Consider the following 14,624-nt stretch of genomic DNA (forward strand, 5'->3'; position numbering starts at 1 on the left):
GCCGATGTCTTCGCGGAGAAGGCCGCAGCGGTCCTCTCGGATCATGGCGACCTCCATCCTCGGACCCAAGTCACGCTGGCAGTGTGCGCGCCGCCTGTTCTCCCGGCGGCTGCCATCGCGTCAGTGCCCGGCATCCCATCGCGAACTCGTCCGCGTCGCGCAACGCTCTGCCCGCGACGAGGTCGAGTTCGAACGAGTCGTTGTCGTGTCCGGTCATCGCCGCAATCATCTGCCGGGCGGTGGACCGGATCGCCGACTTGTTCCCGGTCACCGTCCAGCGGTCCACGGCAGGCACGTGGATGAGCCAGCGCGGGCCGCAGCAGTGCACTGTGACGCGGTGATGGAGCGCGGTCACGACCTCCGCGCGCGGACGGCCCTGCATCGGATCACTCGGTCCACGACAAGGCTTCGGTGAGGGTCACCGGAGGCGGGGGAGGGGTCGTCACCCCGCCTCCGGGACGTTCGGGAGCATCGGCCCACTGCCGCAGCGCGACGGCGTAGCGCTCGAGCACGGGCGGCGGCACAGCCTTGTAGGGAGCACGGGCTCGTGGGAACGGAACGCGTTGCGGCAGCGCCTTGGTCATGTGTCCTCCGCTGGTCGAGTGGCGGCGAAAAGGGCTTATGCCGCGCCGATCACGCGGCCAGTGGAGCACCGGATCCGGGCCGCGTGGACATTTCCGAGCGGATTCGCGACACAAAGTGGCAAATGCCCTGGACACCTTCCAGCGACCCTGCACAATGTCTTTCAAGCGGCCGAATTATGGCCTTCCACAATTACTTTGAGGATTATTCCAGTCAGCGAGTGCGGATATTCCACAGAAAGGAGAAAACAGTATGGGGGAGAGGGATGTGGACCCCGATAATCGGCAGCTCAGGGCCGACATTCGCGGGACCGGGGGCGTTCCACACCGCAGCCTCGGCCGCTGCCTGCGCGGGATGAGACAGGAGGCGGGACTGTCCATCGAAGTGGCATCGCGGGCGATCGGGCGCGGGGCGGGGACGCTGCACCGGCTGGAGACCGGCGCGCCGAACGTGGTCGTCAGGGAGGAAGACTTGCGGCGGTTGTGCAAGTTGTATCAGCGAGTGGAAATGCTCCCAGTGCTGAAATCGCTGGCGGCGCAGGGGAGGACGCCGTCGTGGTTGGACGAGTTTCCCGATCAGGTGAATCCGACGTTCAACGCCTACGTGCAGATGGAGGCGTCGGCGTCGGCCTCTCATATCACTGTCTATCGCCCTGATATGGTGCCTGGACTGTTTCAGGTCCCCGACTACGCGCGGGCGTTGGATCGTGTCTACTTTCCGATGGACACCGTAGAGGAGATCGAGCGTCGCGTCCGGGTACGGCGTAACAGGCAAGCGTTGATCACTCGTGACTTCTCGCCACTGACAGCTGTACTGGTCGTGGATGAGGCTGTCACCAGGCGAGTTGTCGGAGGTCCCCGCGTGATATCGACACAGCTGCGTCACCTGGCTGATCTGCCACCGAACGTACGGGTGCAAGTGTTGCCCTTCGGGGTTGGCTTCCCGCTGGGAGTCTCGACCGGTCCTTTCACGATCTTGGATTTCGCCGGTGACGGAGAGGGGCGACCTTTGGAGCCGCCAGTGGTCTACGTCGAGAGCTACACAGGCAACATCTACCTGGAGCGCACCAGCACCGTGCGGCGGTACAGAGCTGGATTCGAGGTGATCCAGCGAGTAGCTTTGGACGTGCCGAATAGCAAACGCCTACTGCGGCAGGTAGCGAAGGAGTTCGACCGTGTCCGTTGACCTATCCGGAGCGCGCTGGTTCAAAAGCACTCGTAGTGCCGCCGGGAACGACTGCGTCGAGATAGCGCATCTGGATGGTGGGCATGTGGGGGTTCGTGACTCGAAGAACATCGGCGGTGGAGTGCTGGTGTTCACGCCCTCGGAGTGGGATGTATTCCTGGCGGGCGCGCGGAATGGAGACTTCGACCGGCTTTGAGCTGAGCGCCAGTCTCGCCTGTGGTACCGATCTCGTCGCAAGGTCGGGGCGTGATTACGCCTACCGACATCGATTGCGGTGGAGATTCGTGGCGCGTGTTCTGCGGCCAGGACGACGATCTTGCCAACCTCTCGGGCTGAGGTCTCCGCGAAATCGACGGTGTTTCAGCATCGGCACCGCACCGTTTCAGGGGAGCGCGAGAACCGGAAAACACGATGAGTAGCACACCTATTCAGCCACGGATGCTGACCGATATCGAAACCAGCGTCGTCACCAAGCTGCTGTCGTCGGGGGTGCCCGGCGCCTCCGAGTACCTGGCGCAGGTGCCGTATTCGCAGGTAGTCGCTACCTGGGGTACGGGTTCACCCAGTGTCGATCTCGCGGTACGGCCCGGCGCGGTACAAGTATCCGGTTCGCCGGAGGGAATCCTGGCCAGCGGAGCGGTCAACGACCACAACGGATCACCGATCGGCGAGGTCATTCTATGGGTGGAGAACGGCTGGCTCAGCGGGATCGAGTACGCCTGGTATACGGACAAACGCCCACACGCACTGCCCGAGCATGATCAGATCGAGCTTCTGTAGAGCCTTACCCGAACTGCACTGACCTACCCCGGAATTTCCCGCCACTATGTGGTCGGCGATTGGGAATCATCGCTGAGGCAGCCGGGGCACCATCTGGTCGTTTGTGAGAGGAGCGCCCGTGCATCCCCTGACTGTATGTGCCGTATACAGTTTTGTGATTTCGGCATATCGCAAACACGTTCGGGACGGCTCTCGAGGAGAGCTGGCGCCGTCGAGCGTGGACCCTACGACGACCAGTTCATGTACTGCCAGCGCCTACTGGCCGAGTGCACTCTCAACCTCGGTTACACGAGCGAGGCCGTCGACAGGTTCCTGCGACTGAAAGAGCATCTGGAGGCGCGGTACGGCCGATCGGATCGCCGGGTGGCAGAACTTGCCGAGATCGTCGGCAACCTCCGACGGTGAGCGCTGCCCGGGGTTGCGTCGATCAATCCGCCAGCCGTCGTAACAATTCACTAAGACACCTATCAGGACCGACCTGCCGTCCCTGATCGCCACGCGCTGCACATCGGTCGATCCCAGCCACGGATCGGGCACGCTTCCCACCGATGGCCGAGTGGACCCGCGACCGTCACCGTCCGGATGAGCTCGCATTCGCGATCCCGTTGTGAGGTCCAGCCGCCGCAGCCCGTGGCAGTCGTCGCGGTGACGACCAGCCTGCCGATCACCCCGAGCACACCCCGGCACACGCGTCCCAAGGCGGCCACGCCCGGTCTCGGCGGCGCATTCGGCCAATGTCACAGAGTTACGAACTGCATTGCCGCGGATGGGCATGTTTGCGGCGCCGTGTCATGGGGTCCGGAGAGGACCCATGACACGGCTTGCCGCGCGGGTCGGCATCTCTGTCAGGCGGCGTCGAGAGCTGCGGTGATCTTGCGGGTCATCTCGGCCAGGGTTAGGCTGGGCTCGCCGGGTGGGTCCGTTGCGCCTCTGACGACCGAGAAACGGTAGGCAAGTAGGCGTGCCGAATGTCGGGCCGTGCTCGCCCGGGAACGGTTATGCGTCCGGAACGGGATCGCCGATGTGGCTCAGCGCCGAAGGAGGAAGTCCGAAAGTTCGGCGGCAGGTGCGAGTGAGGTCCGCGCCGTCGGAGAATCCCGCCGCCCGCGCGGCGGCCGTGAGATCGTCTCCGGCCAGCGCGCGGGTCCGTGCGATGTGCAGCCGCAGCCAGAGGATGTAGCGGCGCAACGGAATCCCCATCTGCTCGGTGAACAGATGGGACAACCGGGCCGCCGGAATGCCCAATTGCCGTGCGACATCCGCGCCGCGCACCGAGCCCGTGCGTACCAGCACGGGCAGCAGTTGCAGGGCTGCCGTGACCACCGCGTGCCGCTCGCCTGCGGATGCGCCGTCCTGCGGCAGCAACTCGTCGACGACCGCGGTGACCTGTGCGGTCAGGGTCCCGCTACCGGCGGTGATGCCGAGGGTGTCCGCGCTGTCGGCCCAGCCGTTGAGGTGGGCCCTGCGGTCGGCCGCGGCGCCGGCGGCGGTCTCGGGGTCGAGGTAGACGGCCGTGCCGTGCGCGGAGCCCACGTCGATCCGGTGCGGCGCGTCGGTCGGCACGATGACGTGGGTGCCCTGCCTGCGGACGCCGCTGCCGTCCACCAGCACGATCGGGGTGCTCGCGGCGATGATCTGCACGGCGTGGTGCGCGTGCAACTCCGTCGGGCCGATCGATCCGGCGAAGGCAAGGAGTCCGGGGCGGAGCAGCGCGACGCCTGCCTGCGACGGGTCGTCCGCCGCGCCCCCAGGCGACATCGAGAAGCCGTTGGTGACCAGAGCCTTCATCATGGGATGCTCCCGGCTGAGACACTCGCGCTGAAACCTGGGATGAGCGTATCGGTTTCGCGCACGCGGCATTCGTGATTTTCCGATTACCGCTGGCCGCCGAGAATCCGGCGAGCACGCGGCTGCCCGGGTGGCGAACCTATCGGCGGTCGCCGCACGGCAGCGCCACCGGCCGGATTCCGCTATCGATCACCAGCACCGCTCTGGATTCCTCGTCCCGGAAGGGCTGCCGGTCAGTCGTCGGTCACGTCGACGCCGCGCCAGAACGCGACGTGGTCCTTGATCTGCGCCGCCTTGGTCTTCGGCTCGGGGTAGTACCAGGCGGCGTCGGGATTCGTGTCGCCGTCGACCACCACGGTGTAGTAGCTGGCGGTGCCCTTCCAGGGGCAATAGGTGTGGGTCTCGGAGGGCTGGAAATACTCCGGCCGGATCGAGTCGGTCGGGAAGTAGTGATTGCCCTCGATGATGATGGTGTCGTCGCTGGTCGCGAGGACGCGGCCGTGCCAGGTTGCCGTTGCCATATATCGATTCTGCCGCACTATCGGGTGCAGGCGGCGGTCGCGCGTATTCCCCGCGGCTACGAGGTCACACGGGATGATCGGGACGCGACGCCCGCCGGTGGAGTTCGACGGCGAGAGCCACGAGTTCGCTCAGGTGCTCGCCGTCGGATCCGGCGCGCCGCATCGCCTCGTCGACGGGAAAAGTACGCACCTCGAGAATCTGCTCGGCATCGTCGGGATTGGTCGGCGCGGAATCGATGACCACGTCCGCGGTGCACCAGAGCCACGCCTTGTGCGGATGGGGCTGCCACTCGCGGTGCGGCGCGGGCCGGTTGCTCCTGGCGTGGTGGGCGCCGAACCATCGGATCGGTCCGACCGGGCGCGCTCCCGCCTCTTCGCGCAGTTCGCGGCGCACGCACGCGTCGACGGACTCGCCGCGTTCCCTCGTGCCGCCCGGGATCAGCCAGATGTCGCGCTCGTCGCGGCAGAGCACGATCTCCTCGCCGATGAAGCAGACGACGTGGATATTCGTCACCAGTTCGTCGGACGGGAGCGTGGTGGAGAACCGCACGTCCAGGTCGCCCCACGCCCAGTGGGCCGGTGTGTGCAGCAACGGGTAGCGGTCGGCGAGTGTCACGGCACGACGGTAGCGGCCGCCGACCGCGATGTCCCCCGATTCGCCGCGGGCGGTGTCGCGGTTCGGTCGCGAAGTATCCGGCGGCGCAAGGTATTCGGCGAGACGGAGGTGCAGGGCGCGGGCCACCTCGGCGGCTGTCAGCGTTCCCGGGCCAGTCTCTGGTAGCTGACGTGCCACAACCACTCCACCGGTCCCCGCTCGAACCGGCGTGACCACATGTGCGCCCCACCGGCGACGATCAGCGCAACCAGCAGGTAGATCCCGACGGTGAACGGAACACGGTCATCGGGTGCGACGCGCGCGGCGAGTCCGAAGCCCCAGCCGTAGCACAGGGCCGAGGCCACCAGGTTCTGCAGGATGTAGCAGCTGAGCGCGGTGCGGCCGATCTCGGTGAGGCGCCGCCCGGCGAACCCGGCGTGCGGACGCCGCACGTACCACTCCGCGACGGCTGCCAGAATCCCGAGAGCGACGAACGGCGCGCTGCCGTAGCGGGTGAACAGAATGACGTCACCGCCGCCCAGGATGCCCGCCGACAGGTCGATCGGCGCGGCGATGCCGAAGCCGATGATCATGAGCCGCTTCCGGAGCGGCGCGCCCGCCGGGGCGAACACTCCCGCGCGCAACAGCCGCGAACCGACCAGGAACAGGGCGACCGACATGGCGAAGACGAAGACCGCCTCGACCCGGAACAGCCCGGCGTTGCCGAGCCGGAACATCGCGAGATCCCAGAACGAGCCCTCCGCGTAGGGGTTGGGGTCCAGCGCCGGGCGCTCCGCGGAATCCTGTCGCGGCGCGAACGCCATGGCGAGCGCGATCAGCGTCAACAGCGCCACGTGCACCGCCGCCGCGCCGACCAGCCAGCGCCGCTGCGCCCGCTCACCGGTGGCCAGCACGAACGCGACGACCAGGCCGGTCACCGCGTAACCCATCAGCACGTCGAACTCGGCGACGAACACGAAATTCAGCAGACCGTCCAGCAGCAGCAGTCCCGCCCGCCAGGGATACTTGCCCGGCCAGCGGCGCCCGGCCTTGGCCGCGGAGCGTTGCTGGATGGCCAGGCCGATGCCGAACATGATGGTGAGCAGTCCGAGGAACTTGCCCTGCGCCACCTGCTGGAGCACCCGCTCGGTCCACATCCACTCGCCGTCGCGGCCACCCAGGTCGTGCAGATAGCCGACCAGCCCCTCCGGGTTGGTCATGATCCAGACGTTGGTGCCGAGGGTGCCGAGGATCGCGATCCCGCGTAGCACGTCCAACGCGACGAGCCGGGCGGATGCGTGTGGCGGCGCCGCATGGGGCTGCTCGATGGTCTGCGCCCGGGGGTCGGCAATCGATTCGGACATGTCCCCGACTATCGCGCCGACCTGGGCCGAAACGGGTCCTCCGGAAGTACCACCTGCGGTATGACATTCGACTCCGCCGGTCGCGACGGATTCGGCAGGGTGCGTCGCCTAGGCTCGATGCCATGCAGCGCATCATCGGAATAGAGGTCGAATACGGCATCTCGACCCCGACCGAGCCGTCGGCCAACCCGATCCTCACCTCGACCCAGGCGGTCCTGGCCTACGCCGCGGCCGAGGGCGTGCCGCGCGCGAAGCGCACCCGCTGGGACTACGAGGTGGAGTCGCCGCTGCGCGACGCGCGCGGCTTCGACCTGAGCCGGATGAACGGGCCCGCGCCGGTGATCGACGCCGACGAGGTCGGCGCGGCCAACATGATCCTCACCAACGGCGCCCGGCTCTACGTCGACCACGCTCACCCGGAATACTCCGCGCCGGAGGTCACCGACCCGCTGGACGCGGTGATCTGGGACAAGGCGGGCGAGCGGGTGATGGAGGCCGCCGCACGGCACGCCTCGAGCGTGCCGGGGGCCCCGCGGCTGCAGCTGTACAAGAACAACGTCGACGGCAAGGGCGCCTCTTACGGCACCCACGAGAACTACCTGATGAGCCGGGACACCCCGTTCAACCAGATCATCCTCGGGCTCACGCCGTTCTTCGTGTCCCGCCAGGTGGTGTGCGGCTCCGGGCGGGTCGGCATCGGACAGTCCGGCGACCAGGCGGGCTTCCAGCTGTCCCAGCGCTCGGACTACATCGAGGTCGAGGTCGGCCTGGAGACCACGCTCAAGCGGGGCATCATCAACACCCGCGACGAGCCGCACGCCGACGCCGACAAATACCGCAGGCTGCACGTCATCATCGGGGACGCCAACCTGGCCGAGATGTCGACCTACCTGAAGGTCGGCACCACCGCCCTGGTCCTCGACCTGATCGAAGCCGGCGAGGACCTGTCGGATCTGCAACTGGCCCGCCCGGTCACCGCGGTGCACACGATCAGCCACGACCCGACGCTGCGGGCGACCGTCGCGCTCGCCGACGGCCGCGAGCTCACCGGCCTCGCGTTGCAGCGGGTGTACCTGGACCGGGTGATGAAATTCGTCGACCGCACCGGCAACGACGACAAACGCGTGCAGGACATCATCGAGAACTGGGCCATGGTGCTCGACCTGCTCGAACGAGATCCGATGGAATGCGCGCACCTGCTCGACTGGCCCGCGAAACTCCGCCTGCTCGAGGGCATGCGCAGCCGCGAGGGGCTCGGCTGGGCTGCTCCCAAGCTGCACCTGATGGATCTGCAGTACTCCGATGTGCGCTTGGACAAGGGTCTCTACAACCGTCTCGTCGCCCGCGGCTCGATGAAGCGGCTGGTCAACGAGCAACAAGTCCTCGACGCCATGACCAACCCGCCCACCGACACTCGCGCCTACTTCCGCGGTGAATGCCTGCGCCGCTTCGGCGCCGACATCGCAGCGGCCAGCTGGGACTCGGTGATCTTCGACCTGGGCGGCGACTCCCTGGTCCGCATCCCCACCCTGGAACCCCGCCGCGGCACCAAGGCCCACGTCGGCAAGCTGCTCGACGGCGTGGACACCGCCGCCGACCTGGTGGAGCAGCTCACGACGTAGTTCGCGCAGCGAGCCCGCGTCGCTGCCCGTTCCAGGCTTGTTCGCGACTCGTGCCCGAGCCACCGCCATGGCGTCCCGACCTACGCGCCCACACCAGCTCAGCCGCAGGTTTCGAGCGGAGCGAGACCGAGCATGCGTCGGTTCGCGGCCCGGCTCGTGTCCGAGTGGCCGCCGCGTAGGCGACGAAGGAGCAAGCGGCGGTCGCTCGGACGCGAGCCATCGGGGGGCCGCGAACACGCCGCGCCCGCGCGGCCGAGGAGACAGCAAAATAAGCACACTGTCGGTGCTGGTAGGTAGTGTTGAGGGACGAGCACGGACAATGCTCATGATCGGGACCGTGCTCAGGATGGGTTCCGATCATGGTGAGGACAGAGGAGGTCGGCTGCCATGGCACAAGAGCAGACCAAGCGCGCCGGGGGTGGCGACGAGGACGAGGGCCCCGACGGTGTGGACGCCGCGGGTCAGGAGCGCCGCGAGAAGCTGGCGGAGGAAACCGACGACCTGCTCGACGAGATCGATGACGTGCTGGAGGAGAACGCCGAGGACTTCGTCCGCGCGTACGTGCAGAAAGGTGGCCAGTGACAGTCGGTGACCCCTCGCGTCTCCACCTGGGGTACGCCCTCTCTTCCTTCTCCGACTATCTCCGTATGTATGCTCCGGACTTGTTGCCTGCCAACAGGTTCGGGCAAGGTGCCGCCGGAATTCCCGGCGGCACTTCCGCGAAGGAGATCGCTCCGCACGGCACCACCATCGTCGCGGTCAGTTATCGCGGCGGTGTGCTGATCGCGGGCGACCGGCGCGCCACCCAGGGCAACCTTCTGGCCAGCCGGGATATCGAGAAGGTCTACATCACCGACAGCTATTCCGCCGCCGGCATCGCGGGCACCGCGGGCATGGCGGTGGAGATGGTGCGGATCTTCGCGGTGGAGTTGGAGCACTACGAGAAGCTCGAAGGCGTGTCGCTGACCTTCGACGGCAAGGCCAACAAGCTGTCGAAGATGGTGCGCGAGAATCTGCCAGCGGCCCTGCAGGGTCTGGCGGTGGTACCGATGCTGGTCGGCTACGACCTGGACGCCACCGACCCGGACAAAGCGGGTCGCATCGTGTCGTTCGATGTGGTGGGTGGACGCAGCGAGGAACGTTTCGGATACGCCGCGGTCGGTTCCGGCTCGGTGTTCGCGAAGTCCGCGCTGAAGAAGTTGTACGCCAAGGGAATCGATCAGGATCGCGCGCTGCGCATCGCCGTCGAGTCGCTGTACGACGCGGCCGACGACGACACCGCGACGGGCGGCCCGGATCTGGTGCGCGGCATCTTCCCGACGGCGATCGTGATCGATGAGGAGGGTGCGGCCGAGGTGACCGATTCGCGGCTCGCGGACATCACTCGCGGGATCGTCGCCGACCGTGAGGCCGCCGAAGAAGGGAACGCCTGATCATGACGTTGCCGTACTACGCGTCGGCCGAGCAGATCATGCGCGACAAGACCGAACTCGCCCGCAAGGGCATCGGTCGTGGGCGCAGCGTCGTCGTGTTGACCTACGACAAGGGTGTGCTTTTCGTGGCGGAGAATCCCTCCGCGACGCTGCACAAGGTGAGTGAGCTCTACGACCGGATCGGGTTCGCGGCGGTCGGCAAGTACAACGAGTTCGAGAACCTGCGCAGGAGCGGCATCCTGCAGGCCGACATCCGCGGGTATCAGTACGACCGCCGCGATGTCACCGGCCGTGCGCTGGCCAACGCCTACGCGCAGGCTCTCGGCGCGATCTTCACCGATCAGCTCAAGCCGTACGAGGTCGAGATCTGTGTGGCGGAGGTGGGCTATCCGGAGCAGGCCGCGCAGTCGGTGCTGTACCGGATCACCTTCGACGGGTCGATCGTGGACGAGCGGGAGTTCGTGGTGATGGGCGGCACGACCGAGCCGATCCTCACCGCGTTGAAGTCCTCCTACCAGCCGGGTCTCGACTTGGCCGCCGCGATCGGCGTCGCGGTGCGCGCGCTGCAGGCGGGCGTGCCGGAAGGCGCGGAGAAGCGGGCGCTCGGTGTGAGCTCGCTCGAGGTCGCGACCTTGGAGCAGGCTCGTCCGCGCCGGGCGTTCCGGCGGGTGGCCAATACCGCGCTGGAGCGCCTGCTGAGCCCGGCGAAGACGGCCGGGGCCGACGGGTCGGAAGAGAGCGCATCCGGCTCGACGGACGCCGAGCCCTCGGCGAAGGACACTCCCCCCGGGGAGTGATCGGCGAGGGCCGAAGAAGCTGGACGGCCCGCGAACGGCCCCTCGTTCGCGGGCCGCGTCGGCGTGCTCCCGGCCGGTGGCCAACTGTGCATCCTTCGGTCGAAGCGGCGTTTCACCCGGGCAAATTCCGACAAAGCGGGCCAAATCGTTGTGAAGACGTATGCATCCGGGTTCTTCGGTGCACCCCGCAAGTCGCTGACATGGCTGTAATGTCGATGGTGTGCAGCGACGAATTATGGGGATCGAGACCGAGTTCGGTGTGACATGCACCTTCCACGGTCACCGTCGACTGTCCCCCGACGAGGTGGCCCGGTATCTGTTCCGCCGGGTGGTGTCCTGGGGCCGTAGCTCGAACGTGTTCCTCCGCAACGGTGCTCGGCTCTACCTCGATGTCGGGTCCCATCCGGAGTACGCGACCGCGGAGTGCGACAACCTGGCGCAACTGGTGACCCACGACCGTGCGGGCGAGCGGGTCCTCGAAGAGTTGCTGATCGACGCCGAGCAGCGTCTGGCCGAAGAAGGCATCGGCGGCGACATCTACCTGTTCAAGAACAACACCGATTCCGCGGGCAACTCCTACGGCTGTCACGAGAACTTCCTGGTGGTCCGCGCGGGGGAGTTCTCCCGGATCTCGGACGTGCTGCTGCCGTTCCTGGTCACCCGCCAGCTGATCTGCGGTGCGGGCAAGGTGTTGCAGACGCCGAAGGCAGCCACGTTCTGCCTGTCGCAGCGCGCCGAGCACATCTGGGAGGGCGTCTCCTCGGCCACCACCCGCTCGCGGCCGATCATCAACACCCGCGACGAGCCGCACGCCGACGCGGAGAAGTACCGCCGCCTGCATGTGATCGTCGGCGACTCCAACATGTCCGAGACCACCACCATGCTGAAGGTCGGCACGGCCGCCCTGGTGCTGGAGATGATCGAGGCGGGCGTCTCGTTCCGCGACTTCGCCCTGGACAACCCGATCCGTGCGATTCGCGAGGTCAGCCACGACCTGACCGGCCGTCGTCCGGTGCGGCTTGCCGGTGGACGGCAGGCCAGCGCCCTGGACATCCAGCGCGAGTACTACGCCCGCGCCGTGGAGCATCTGCGCAATCGGGATCGCGATCCCCAGATCGACCAGGTCGTCGACCTGTGGGGCCGCACCCTCGACGCGGTCGAGGCCCAGGACTTCGCGAAGGTCGACACCGAGATCGACTGGGTGATCAAGCGCAAGCTGTTCCAGCGCTACCAGGACCGTTACGGCATGGAGCTGTCCGATCCCAAGATCGCCCAGCTGGATCTGGCCTATCACGACATCAAGCGCGGACGCGGCGTGTTCGATCTGCTGCAGCGCAAGGGCCTGGCCAAGCGCGTCACCGAGGACGAAGCCGTGGACGCCGCGGTGGACACCCCGCCGCAGACCACCAGGGCCAAGTTGCGTGGCGACTTCATCACCGCCGCTCAGGAGGCCGGTCGCGACTTCACCGTCGACTGGGTGCACCTGAAGCTGAACGATCAGGCGCAGCGCACGGTGCTGTGCAAGGACCCGTTCCGCTCGGTCGACGAGCGCGTGGATCGCCTGATCGCATCCATGTGAGGCGGGCATGATCGAGGCATGATCATCGCCTTCTCCGTGACGCCGCTCGGGACCGGCGTCGACGTCGGGCGCGCCGTCGCCGAAGCGGTCCGTGTGGTGCGTGCCAGCGGACTGCCCAATCGCACCGATGCCATGTTCACCACCGTCGAGGGCGAATGGGACGAGGTGATGGCCGTGGTGAAACAGGCGACCGATGCCGTCCTCGCCGCCGCACCACGGTGCAGCCTCGTGTTGAAGGCCGACATCCGGCCCGGCGTGACCGACGCGATGACCACCAAGGTGGAGAAGGTCGAGCGTTACCTGTCCGAGGGATGACGCCCTGCGCCAGGCGCAGGCGCCGGCAAAACACCACCGAAACGCGCGCCGCCGCGCGAGGCTGGGGCGACGCAGATTACCCTCTATCGGGTGGCGATATCCAAGGTCGAGCGGCTGATGAATCTGGTCATCGCGCTGCTGTCGACCCGGCAGTTCCTGACCGCGGAGCGGATCCGGGACAGTGTCGCCGGATACGAGGACTCCGCCAGCGACGAGGCGTTCAGCCGGATGTTCGAGCGGGACAAGAACGAACTGCGCGATCTGGGCGTTCCGCTGGAGGTCGGTCCGGTGAGCCGGTACTCGACGATCGAGGGCTACCGGATCAACCGCGACGCCTACGAGCTACCCGACATCGACCTGACCGACCAGGAGGCCGCCGCCGTCGCGGTGGCCGTGCAGATGTGGGAATCGCCCGAGCTGGCCGCCGCCGCGGAGGGCGCGCTGCTCAAACTTCGCGCGGCAGGCGTTCATGTGGAGACCGATGTCGCCGTGGCCTCGGTGCCTGCCGTTCCGGCCCGTACCCGCGGCTCGGAACCGGTGCTCGGCAAGCTTCTGGCCGCCATCGACGCCGGACAGGCGGTGCGGTTCGAGCACCGCGGCGCCATCAACGCCCCCTATCTGATGCGCGACGTCGAGCCGTGGGGTGTCGTGACCCATCGCGGCCGCTGGTATCTGGTCGGGCACGACCGGGACCGGGACGCGGTGCGCAGCTTCCGGCTGTCCCGCATCGGCGACGATGTGACGGCGTACGGCGCGCGCAACGTGGTCCGCAAGCCCGAGGGCGTGGATCTGCGCGCCATCGTGGACCAGGTCACCAGCACCGCGCCGGTCAGCGGTTCGGCCACGGTATGGGTGGCCGAGGGCCGAGGGCGTGAGCTTCGCAGAATCGGCCAGGTGATCGGCGAGCGCACCGTATGCGGCCGCGCGGGCGCCGTGGTCGAGCTTCCGGTGCGATCCCGCGACTGGCTGGCCCGGCTCATCACGGGTCTGGGGCCGGACGCCGTGGTGCTGGCCCCCGAGTCCCTCCGTGCCGATGTCATCGCGCGGTTGCGTTCGGTGTTCGACCGCACGGAGGTGCGGGCATGAGCTCGCGGCTCTCGGTACGCCTTTCCCGGCTGCTCAACATGATCCCGTACTTCATCGCGCATCCCGGCATCAGCGCCGCCGAGGCCGCCGCCGACCTGGGCGTGACCACCAAGCAGCTGATGAGCGACCTGAATCAGCTGTGGATGTGCGGGCTGCCCGGGTACGGCCCCGGCGACCTGATCGATCTGTCGTTCTCCGAGGAGAGCATCGAGGTCACCTTCTCCGCGGGCATCGACCGGCCGTTGCGGCTGACCTCCACCGAAGCGACCGCGCTGCTGGTCGCGCTGCGCTCGATCGTGGACATGCCCGGCATGGTCGACCCGACCGCGGCCAACGCGGCCATCGCGAAGATCGAATCGGCGATCTCCGGCGGCGCGGCTCCCGCCGAGGAGGGGCAAACGCGAACGCCGCCGCCGGAGGCGCCCGCGGTGGCCGCCGTGCGGTCGGCGCTGGCACTCGGCCGGGCACTGCGGCTGGTGTACTACTCCGCCAGCCGTGACGTGGTGTCCGAACGCCTCGTCGACCCGATCCGCATCGTCCTCGTGGACGACAACAGCTATTTGCAAGCCTGGTGCAGGCAGGCCGAGGGCGTGCGCCTGTTCCGCTTCGACCGGATCGAGGCCGCGACCGAGCTGGACGAGCCCGCTCGGCCGCCCAAGCATGCCACCGAGGCGACGGCGGGCCTGGACCTGTTCCAGGACGATCCGGCGGTCCCGCAAGCGCATCTGCGTATTCACGCCGACTACGCTTGGGTTCTCGATCAGTACCCCATGCATCGGCTGGCGGTGCACCCGGACGGCAGCTTGGAGGCGACCATGCGGTTCGCCACGCTGGACTGGATGGCCCGCCTGCTGCTCGGTTTCGGGGCAGGCGTCACCGTCCTCGGCCCGCCGGAGCTGGTCGCGGCGGTGCGCGAGCGCTCGAACGCCGCGCTGGCCGCCTACGAGGAAGCCGGATATCTGGAGGCCCGATGAGGG

17 protein-coding genes are annotated in these 14,624 nt (G+C 67.5%); 11 read left to right on the forward strand and 6 right to left on the reverse strand.

The genetic code is table 11. The features are described from left to right. Positions 1-70 precede the first annotated feature (70 nt). Complete coding sequence (locus GVY39_RS16390; protein WP_159925446.1) at positions 71-355, reverse strand: hypothetical protein; 285 nt, start codon at positions 353-355, stop codon at positions 71-73. Between the two features lie 31 nt (positions 356-386). Further along, positions 387-584: a hypothetical protein gene (locus tag GVY39_RS16395; RefSeq protein WP_159925444.1), complete on the reverse strand. Its 198-nt coding sequence runs from the start codon at positions 582-584 to the stop codon at positions 387-389. Between the two features lie 250 nt (positions 585-834). On the opposite strand from GVY39_RS16395, the gene GVY39_RS16400 reads away from it, so the two are divergent. From GVY39_RS16400 to GVY39_RS16410, 3 genes are all read left to right on the forward strand, one after another. Further along, entirely contained in the window at positions 835-1,767 is a 933-nt protein-coding gene (locus GVY39_RS16400; protein ID WP_159925442.1) for a helix-turn-helix transcriptional regulator, read from the forward strand. Then, positions 1,757-1,963 carry a DUF397 domain-containing protein gene (locus GVY39_RS16405; protein WP_159925440.1) on the forward strand — a complete coding sequence of 69 codons (207 nt, stop codon included), beginning with the start codon at positions 1,757-1,759 and terminating at the stop codon, positions 1,961-1,963. Before GVY39_RS16400 ends, GVY39_RS16405 begins: the two co-directional genes overlap by 11 nt. Positions 1,964-2,178: 215 nt before the next feature. Further along, positions 2,179-2,547, forward strand: coding sequence for a hypothetical protein (locus GVY39_RS16410; protein ID WP_201295237.1), 369 nt, complete (start codon positions 2,179-2,181; stop codon positions 2,545-2,547). Between the two features lie 996 nt (positions 2,548-3,543). Here GVY39_RS16410 and GVY39_RS16415 read toward each other — a convergent pair. From GVY39_RS16415 to GVY39_RS16430, 4 genes are all read right to left on the reverse strand, one after another. Next, positions 3,544-4,338, reverse strand: coding sequence for a helix-turn-helix domain-containing protein (locus GVY39_RS16415; RefSeq protein WP_369412155.1), 795 nt, complete (start codon positions 4,336-4,338; stop codon positions 3,544-3,546). Between the two features lie 230 nt (positions 4,339-4,568). Continuing rightward, complete coding sequence (locus tag GVY39_RS16420) at positions 4,569-4,856, reverse strand: DUF427 domain-containing protein (RefSeq protein ID WP_159925438.1); 288 nt, start codon at positions 4,854-4,856, stop codon at positions 4,569-4,571. Between the two features lie 64 nt (positions 4,857-4,920). After that, complete coding sequence (locus GVY39_RS16425; protein ID WP_240679463.1) at positions 4,921-5,649, reverse strand: NUDIX domain-containing protein; 729 nt, start codon at positions 5,647-5,649, stop codon at positions 4,921-4,923. Then, the gene (locus tag GVY39_RS16430; protein WP_159925436.1) at positions 5,610-6,815 is read right to left on the reverse strand and encodes a DUF418 domain-containing protein; all 1,206 of its coding nucleotides are present in this window, start codon (positions 6,813-6,815) and stop codon (positions 5,610-5,612) included. Before GVY39_RS16430 ends, GVY39_RS16425 begins: the two co-directional genes overlap by 40 nt. A gap of 122 nt (positions 6,816-6,937) precedes the next feature. On the opposite strand from GVY39_RS16430, the gene dop reads away from it, so the two are divergent. The 8 genes from dop to GVY39_RS16470 all read left to right on the forward strand — a co-directional run bounded on the left by dop (position 6,938) and on the right by GVY39_RS16470 (position 14,621). Then, positions 6,938-8,437 carry a depupylase/deamidase Dop gene (gene dop, locus GVY39_RS16435; protein WP_159925434.1) on the forward strand — a complete coding sequence of 500 codons (1,500 nt, stop codon included), beginning with the start codon at positions 6,938-6,940 and terminating at the stop codon, positions 8,435-8,437. Positions 8,438-8,824: 387 nt separating this feature from the next. After that, complete coding sequence (locus GVY39_RS16440; protein ID WP_014986166.1) at positions 8,825-9,019, forward strand: ubiquitin-like protein Pup; 195 nt, start codon at positions 8,825-8,827, stop codon at positions 9,017-9,019. After that, positions 9,016-9,870, forward strand: coding sequence for a proteasome subunit beta (prcB, locus tag GVY39_RS16445; protein ID WP_159925432.1), 855 nt, complete (start codon positions 9,016-9,018; stop codon positions 9,868-9,870). Before GVY39_RS16440 ends, prcB begins: the two co-directional genes overlap by 4 nt. Before the next feature lie 2 nt (positions 9,871-9,872). Continuing rightward, complete coding sequence (gene prcA, locus GVY39_RS16450; RefSeq protein ID WP_159925430.1) at positions 9,873-10,667, forward strand: proteasome subunit alpha; 795 nt, start codon at positions 9,873-9,875, stop codon at positions 10,665-10,667. A gap of 220 nt (positions 10,668-10,887) precedes the next feature. Next, entirely contained in the window at positions 10,888-12,246 is a 1,359-nt protein-coding gene (gene pafA / locus GVY39_RS16455; RefSeq protein WP_174186519.1) for a Pup--protein ligase, read from the forward strand. An 18-nt stretch (positions 12,247-12,264) separates the two neighbouring features. After that, complete coding sequence (locus GVY39_RS16460; RefSeq protein WP_159925428.1) at positions 12,265-12,561, forward strand: MTH1187 family thiamine-binding protein; 297 nt, start codon at positions 12,265-12,267, stop codon at positions 12,559-12,561. Between the two features lie 90 nt (positions 12,562-12,651). Continuing rightward, positions 12,652-13,647 carry a YafY family protein gene (locus GVY39_RS16465; RefSeq protein WP_159925426.1) on the forward strand — a complete coding sequence of 332 codons (996 nt, stop codon included), beginning with the start codon at positions 12,652-12,654 and terminating at the stop codon, positions 13,645-13,647. Beyond that, positions 13,644-14,621, forward strand: coding sequence for a YafY family protein (locus GVY39_RS16470; RefSeq protein WP_159925424.1), 978 nt, complete (start codon positions 13,644-13,646; stop codon positions 14,619-14,621). The genes GVY39_RS16465 and GVY39_RS16470 overlap by 4 nt, the downstream gene beginning before the upstream one ends. Positions 14,622-14,624 lie beyond the last annotated feature (3 nt).

Source organism: Nocardia sp. CY15, from assembly GCF_009829295.1.
Classification (GTDB): domain Bacteria; phylum Actinomycetota; class Actinomycetes; order Mycobacteriales; family Mycobacteriaceae; genus Nocardia; species Nocardia sputi.

Excerpts from the sequence above, each read along its gene's own strand:
- GVY39_RS16395 (WP_159925444.1), bottom strand. The coding sequence starts at position 584 with ATGACCAAGGCGCTGCCGCAACGCGTTCCGTTCCCACGAGCCCGTGCT.
- GVY39_RS16400 (WP_159925442.1), top strand. The coding sequence starts at position 835 with ATGGGGGAGAGGGATGTGGACCCCGATAATCGGCAGCTCAGGGCCGAC.
- GVY39_RS16410 (WP_201295237.1), top strand. The coding sequence starts at position 2,179 with ATGAGTAGCACACCTATTCAGCCACGGATGCTGACCGATATCGAAACC.
- GVY39_RS16415 (WP_369412155.1), bottom strand. The coding sequence starts at position 4,338 with ATGATGAAGGCTCTGGTCACCAACGGCTTCTCGATGTCGCCTGGGGGC.
- GVY39_RS16420 (WP_159925438.1), bottom strand. The coding sequence starts at position 4,856 with ATGGCAACGGCAACCTGGCACGGCCGCGTCCTCGCGACCAGCGACGAC.
- GVY39_RS16430 (WP_159925436.1), bottom strand. The coding sequence starts at position 6,815 with ATGTCCGAATCGATTGCCGACCCCCGGGCGCAGACCATCGAGCAGCCC.
- dop (WP_159925434.1), top strand. The coding sequence starts at position 6,938 with ATGCAGCGCATCATCGGAATAGAGGTCGAATACGGCATCTCGACCCCG.
- GVY39_RS16440 (WP_014986166.1), top strand. The coding sequence starts at position 8,825 with ATGGCACAAGAGCAGACCAAGCGCGCCGGGGGTGGCGACGAGGACGAG.
- prcA (WP_159925430.1), top strand. The coding sequence starts at position 9,873 with ATGACGTTGCCGTACTACGCGTCGGCCGAGCAGATCATGCGCGACAAG.
- GVY39_RS16460 (WP_159925428.1), top strand. The coding sequence starts at position 12,265 with ATGATCATCGCCTTCTCCGTGACGCCGCTCGGGACCGGCGTCGACGTC.
- GVY39_RS16470 (WP_159925424.1), top strand. The coding sequence starts at position 13,644 with ATGAGCTCGCGGCTCTCGGTACGCCTTTCCCGGCTGCTCAACATGATC.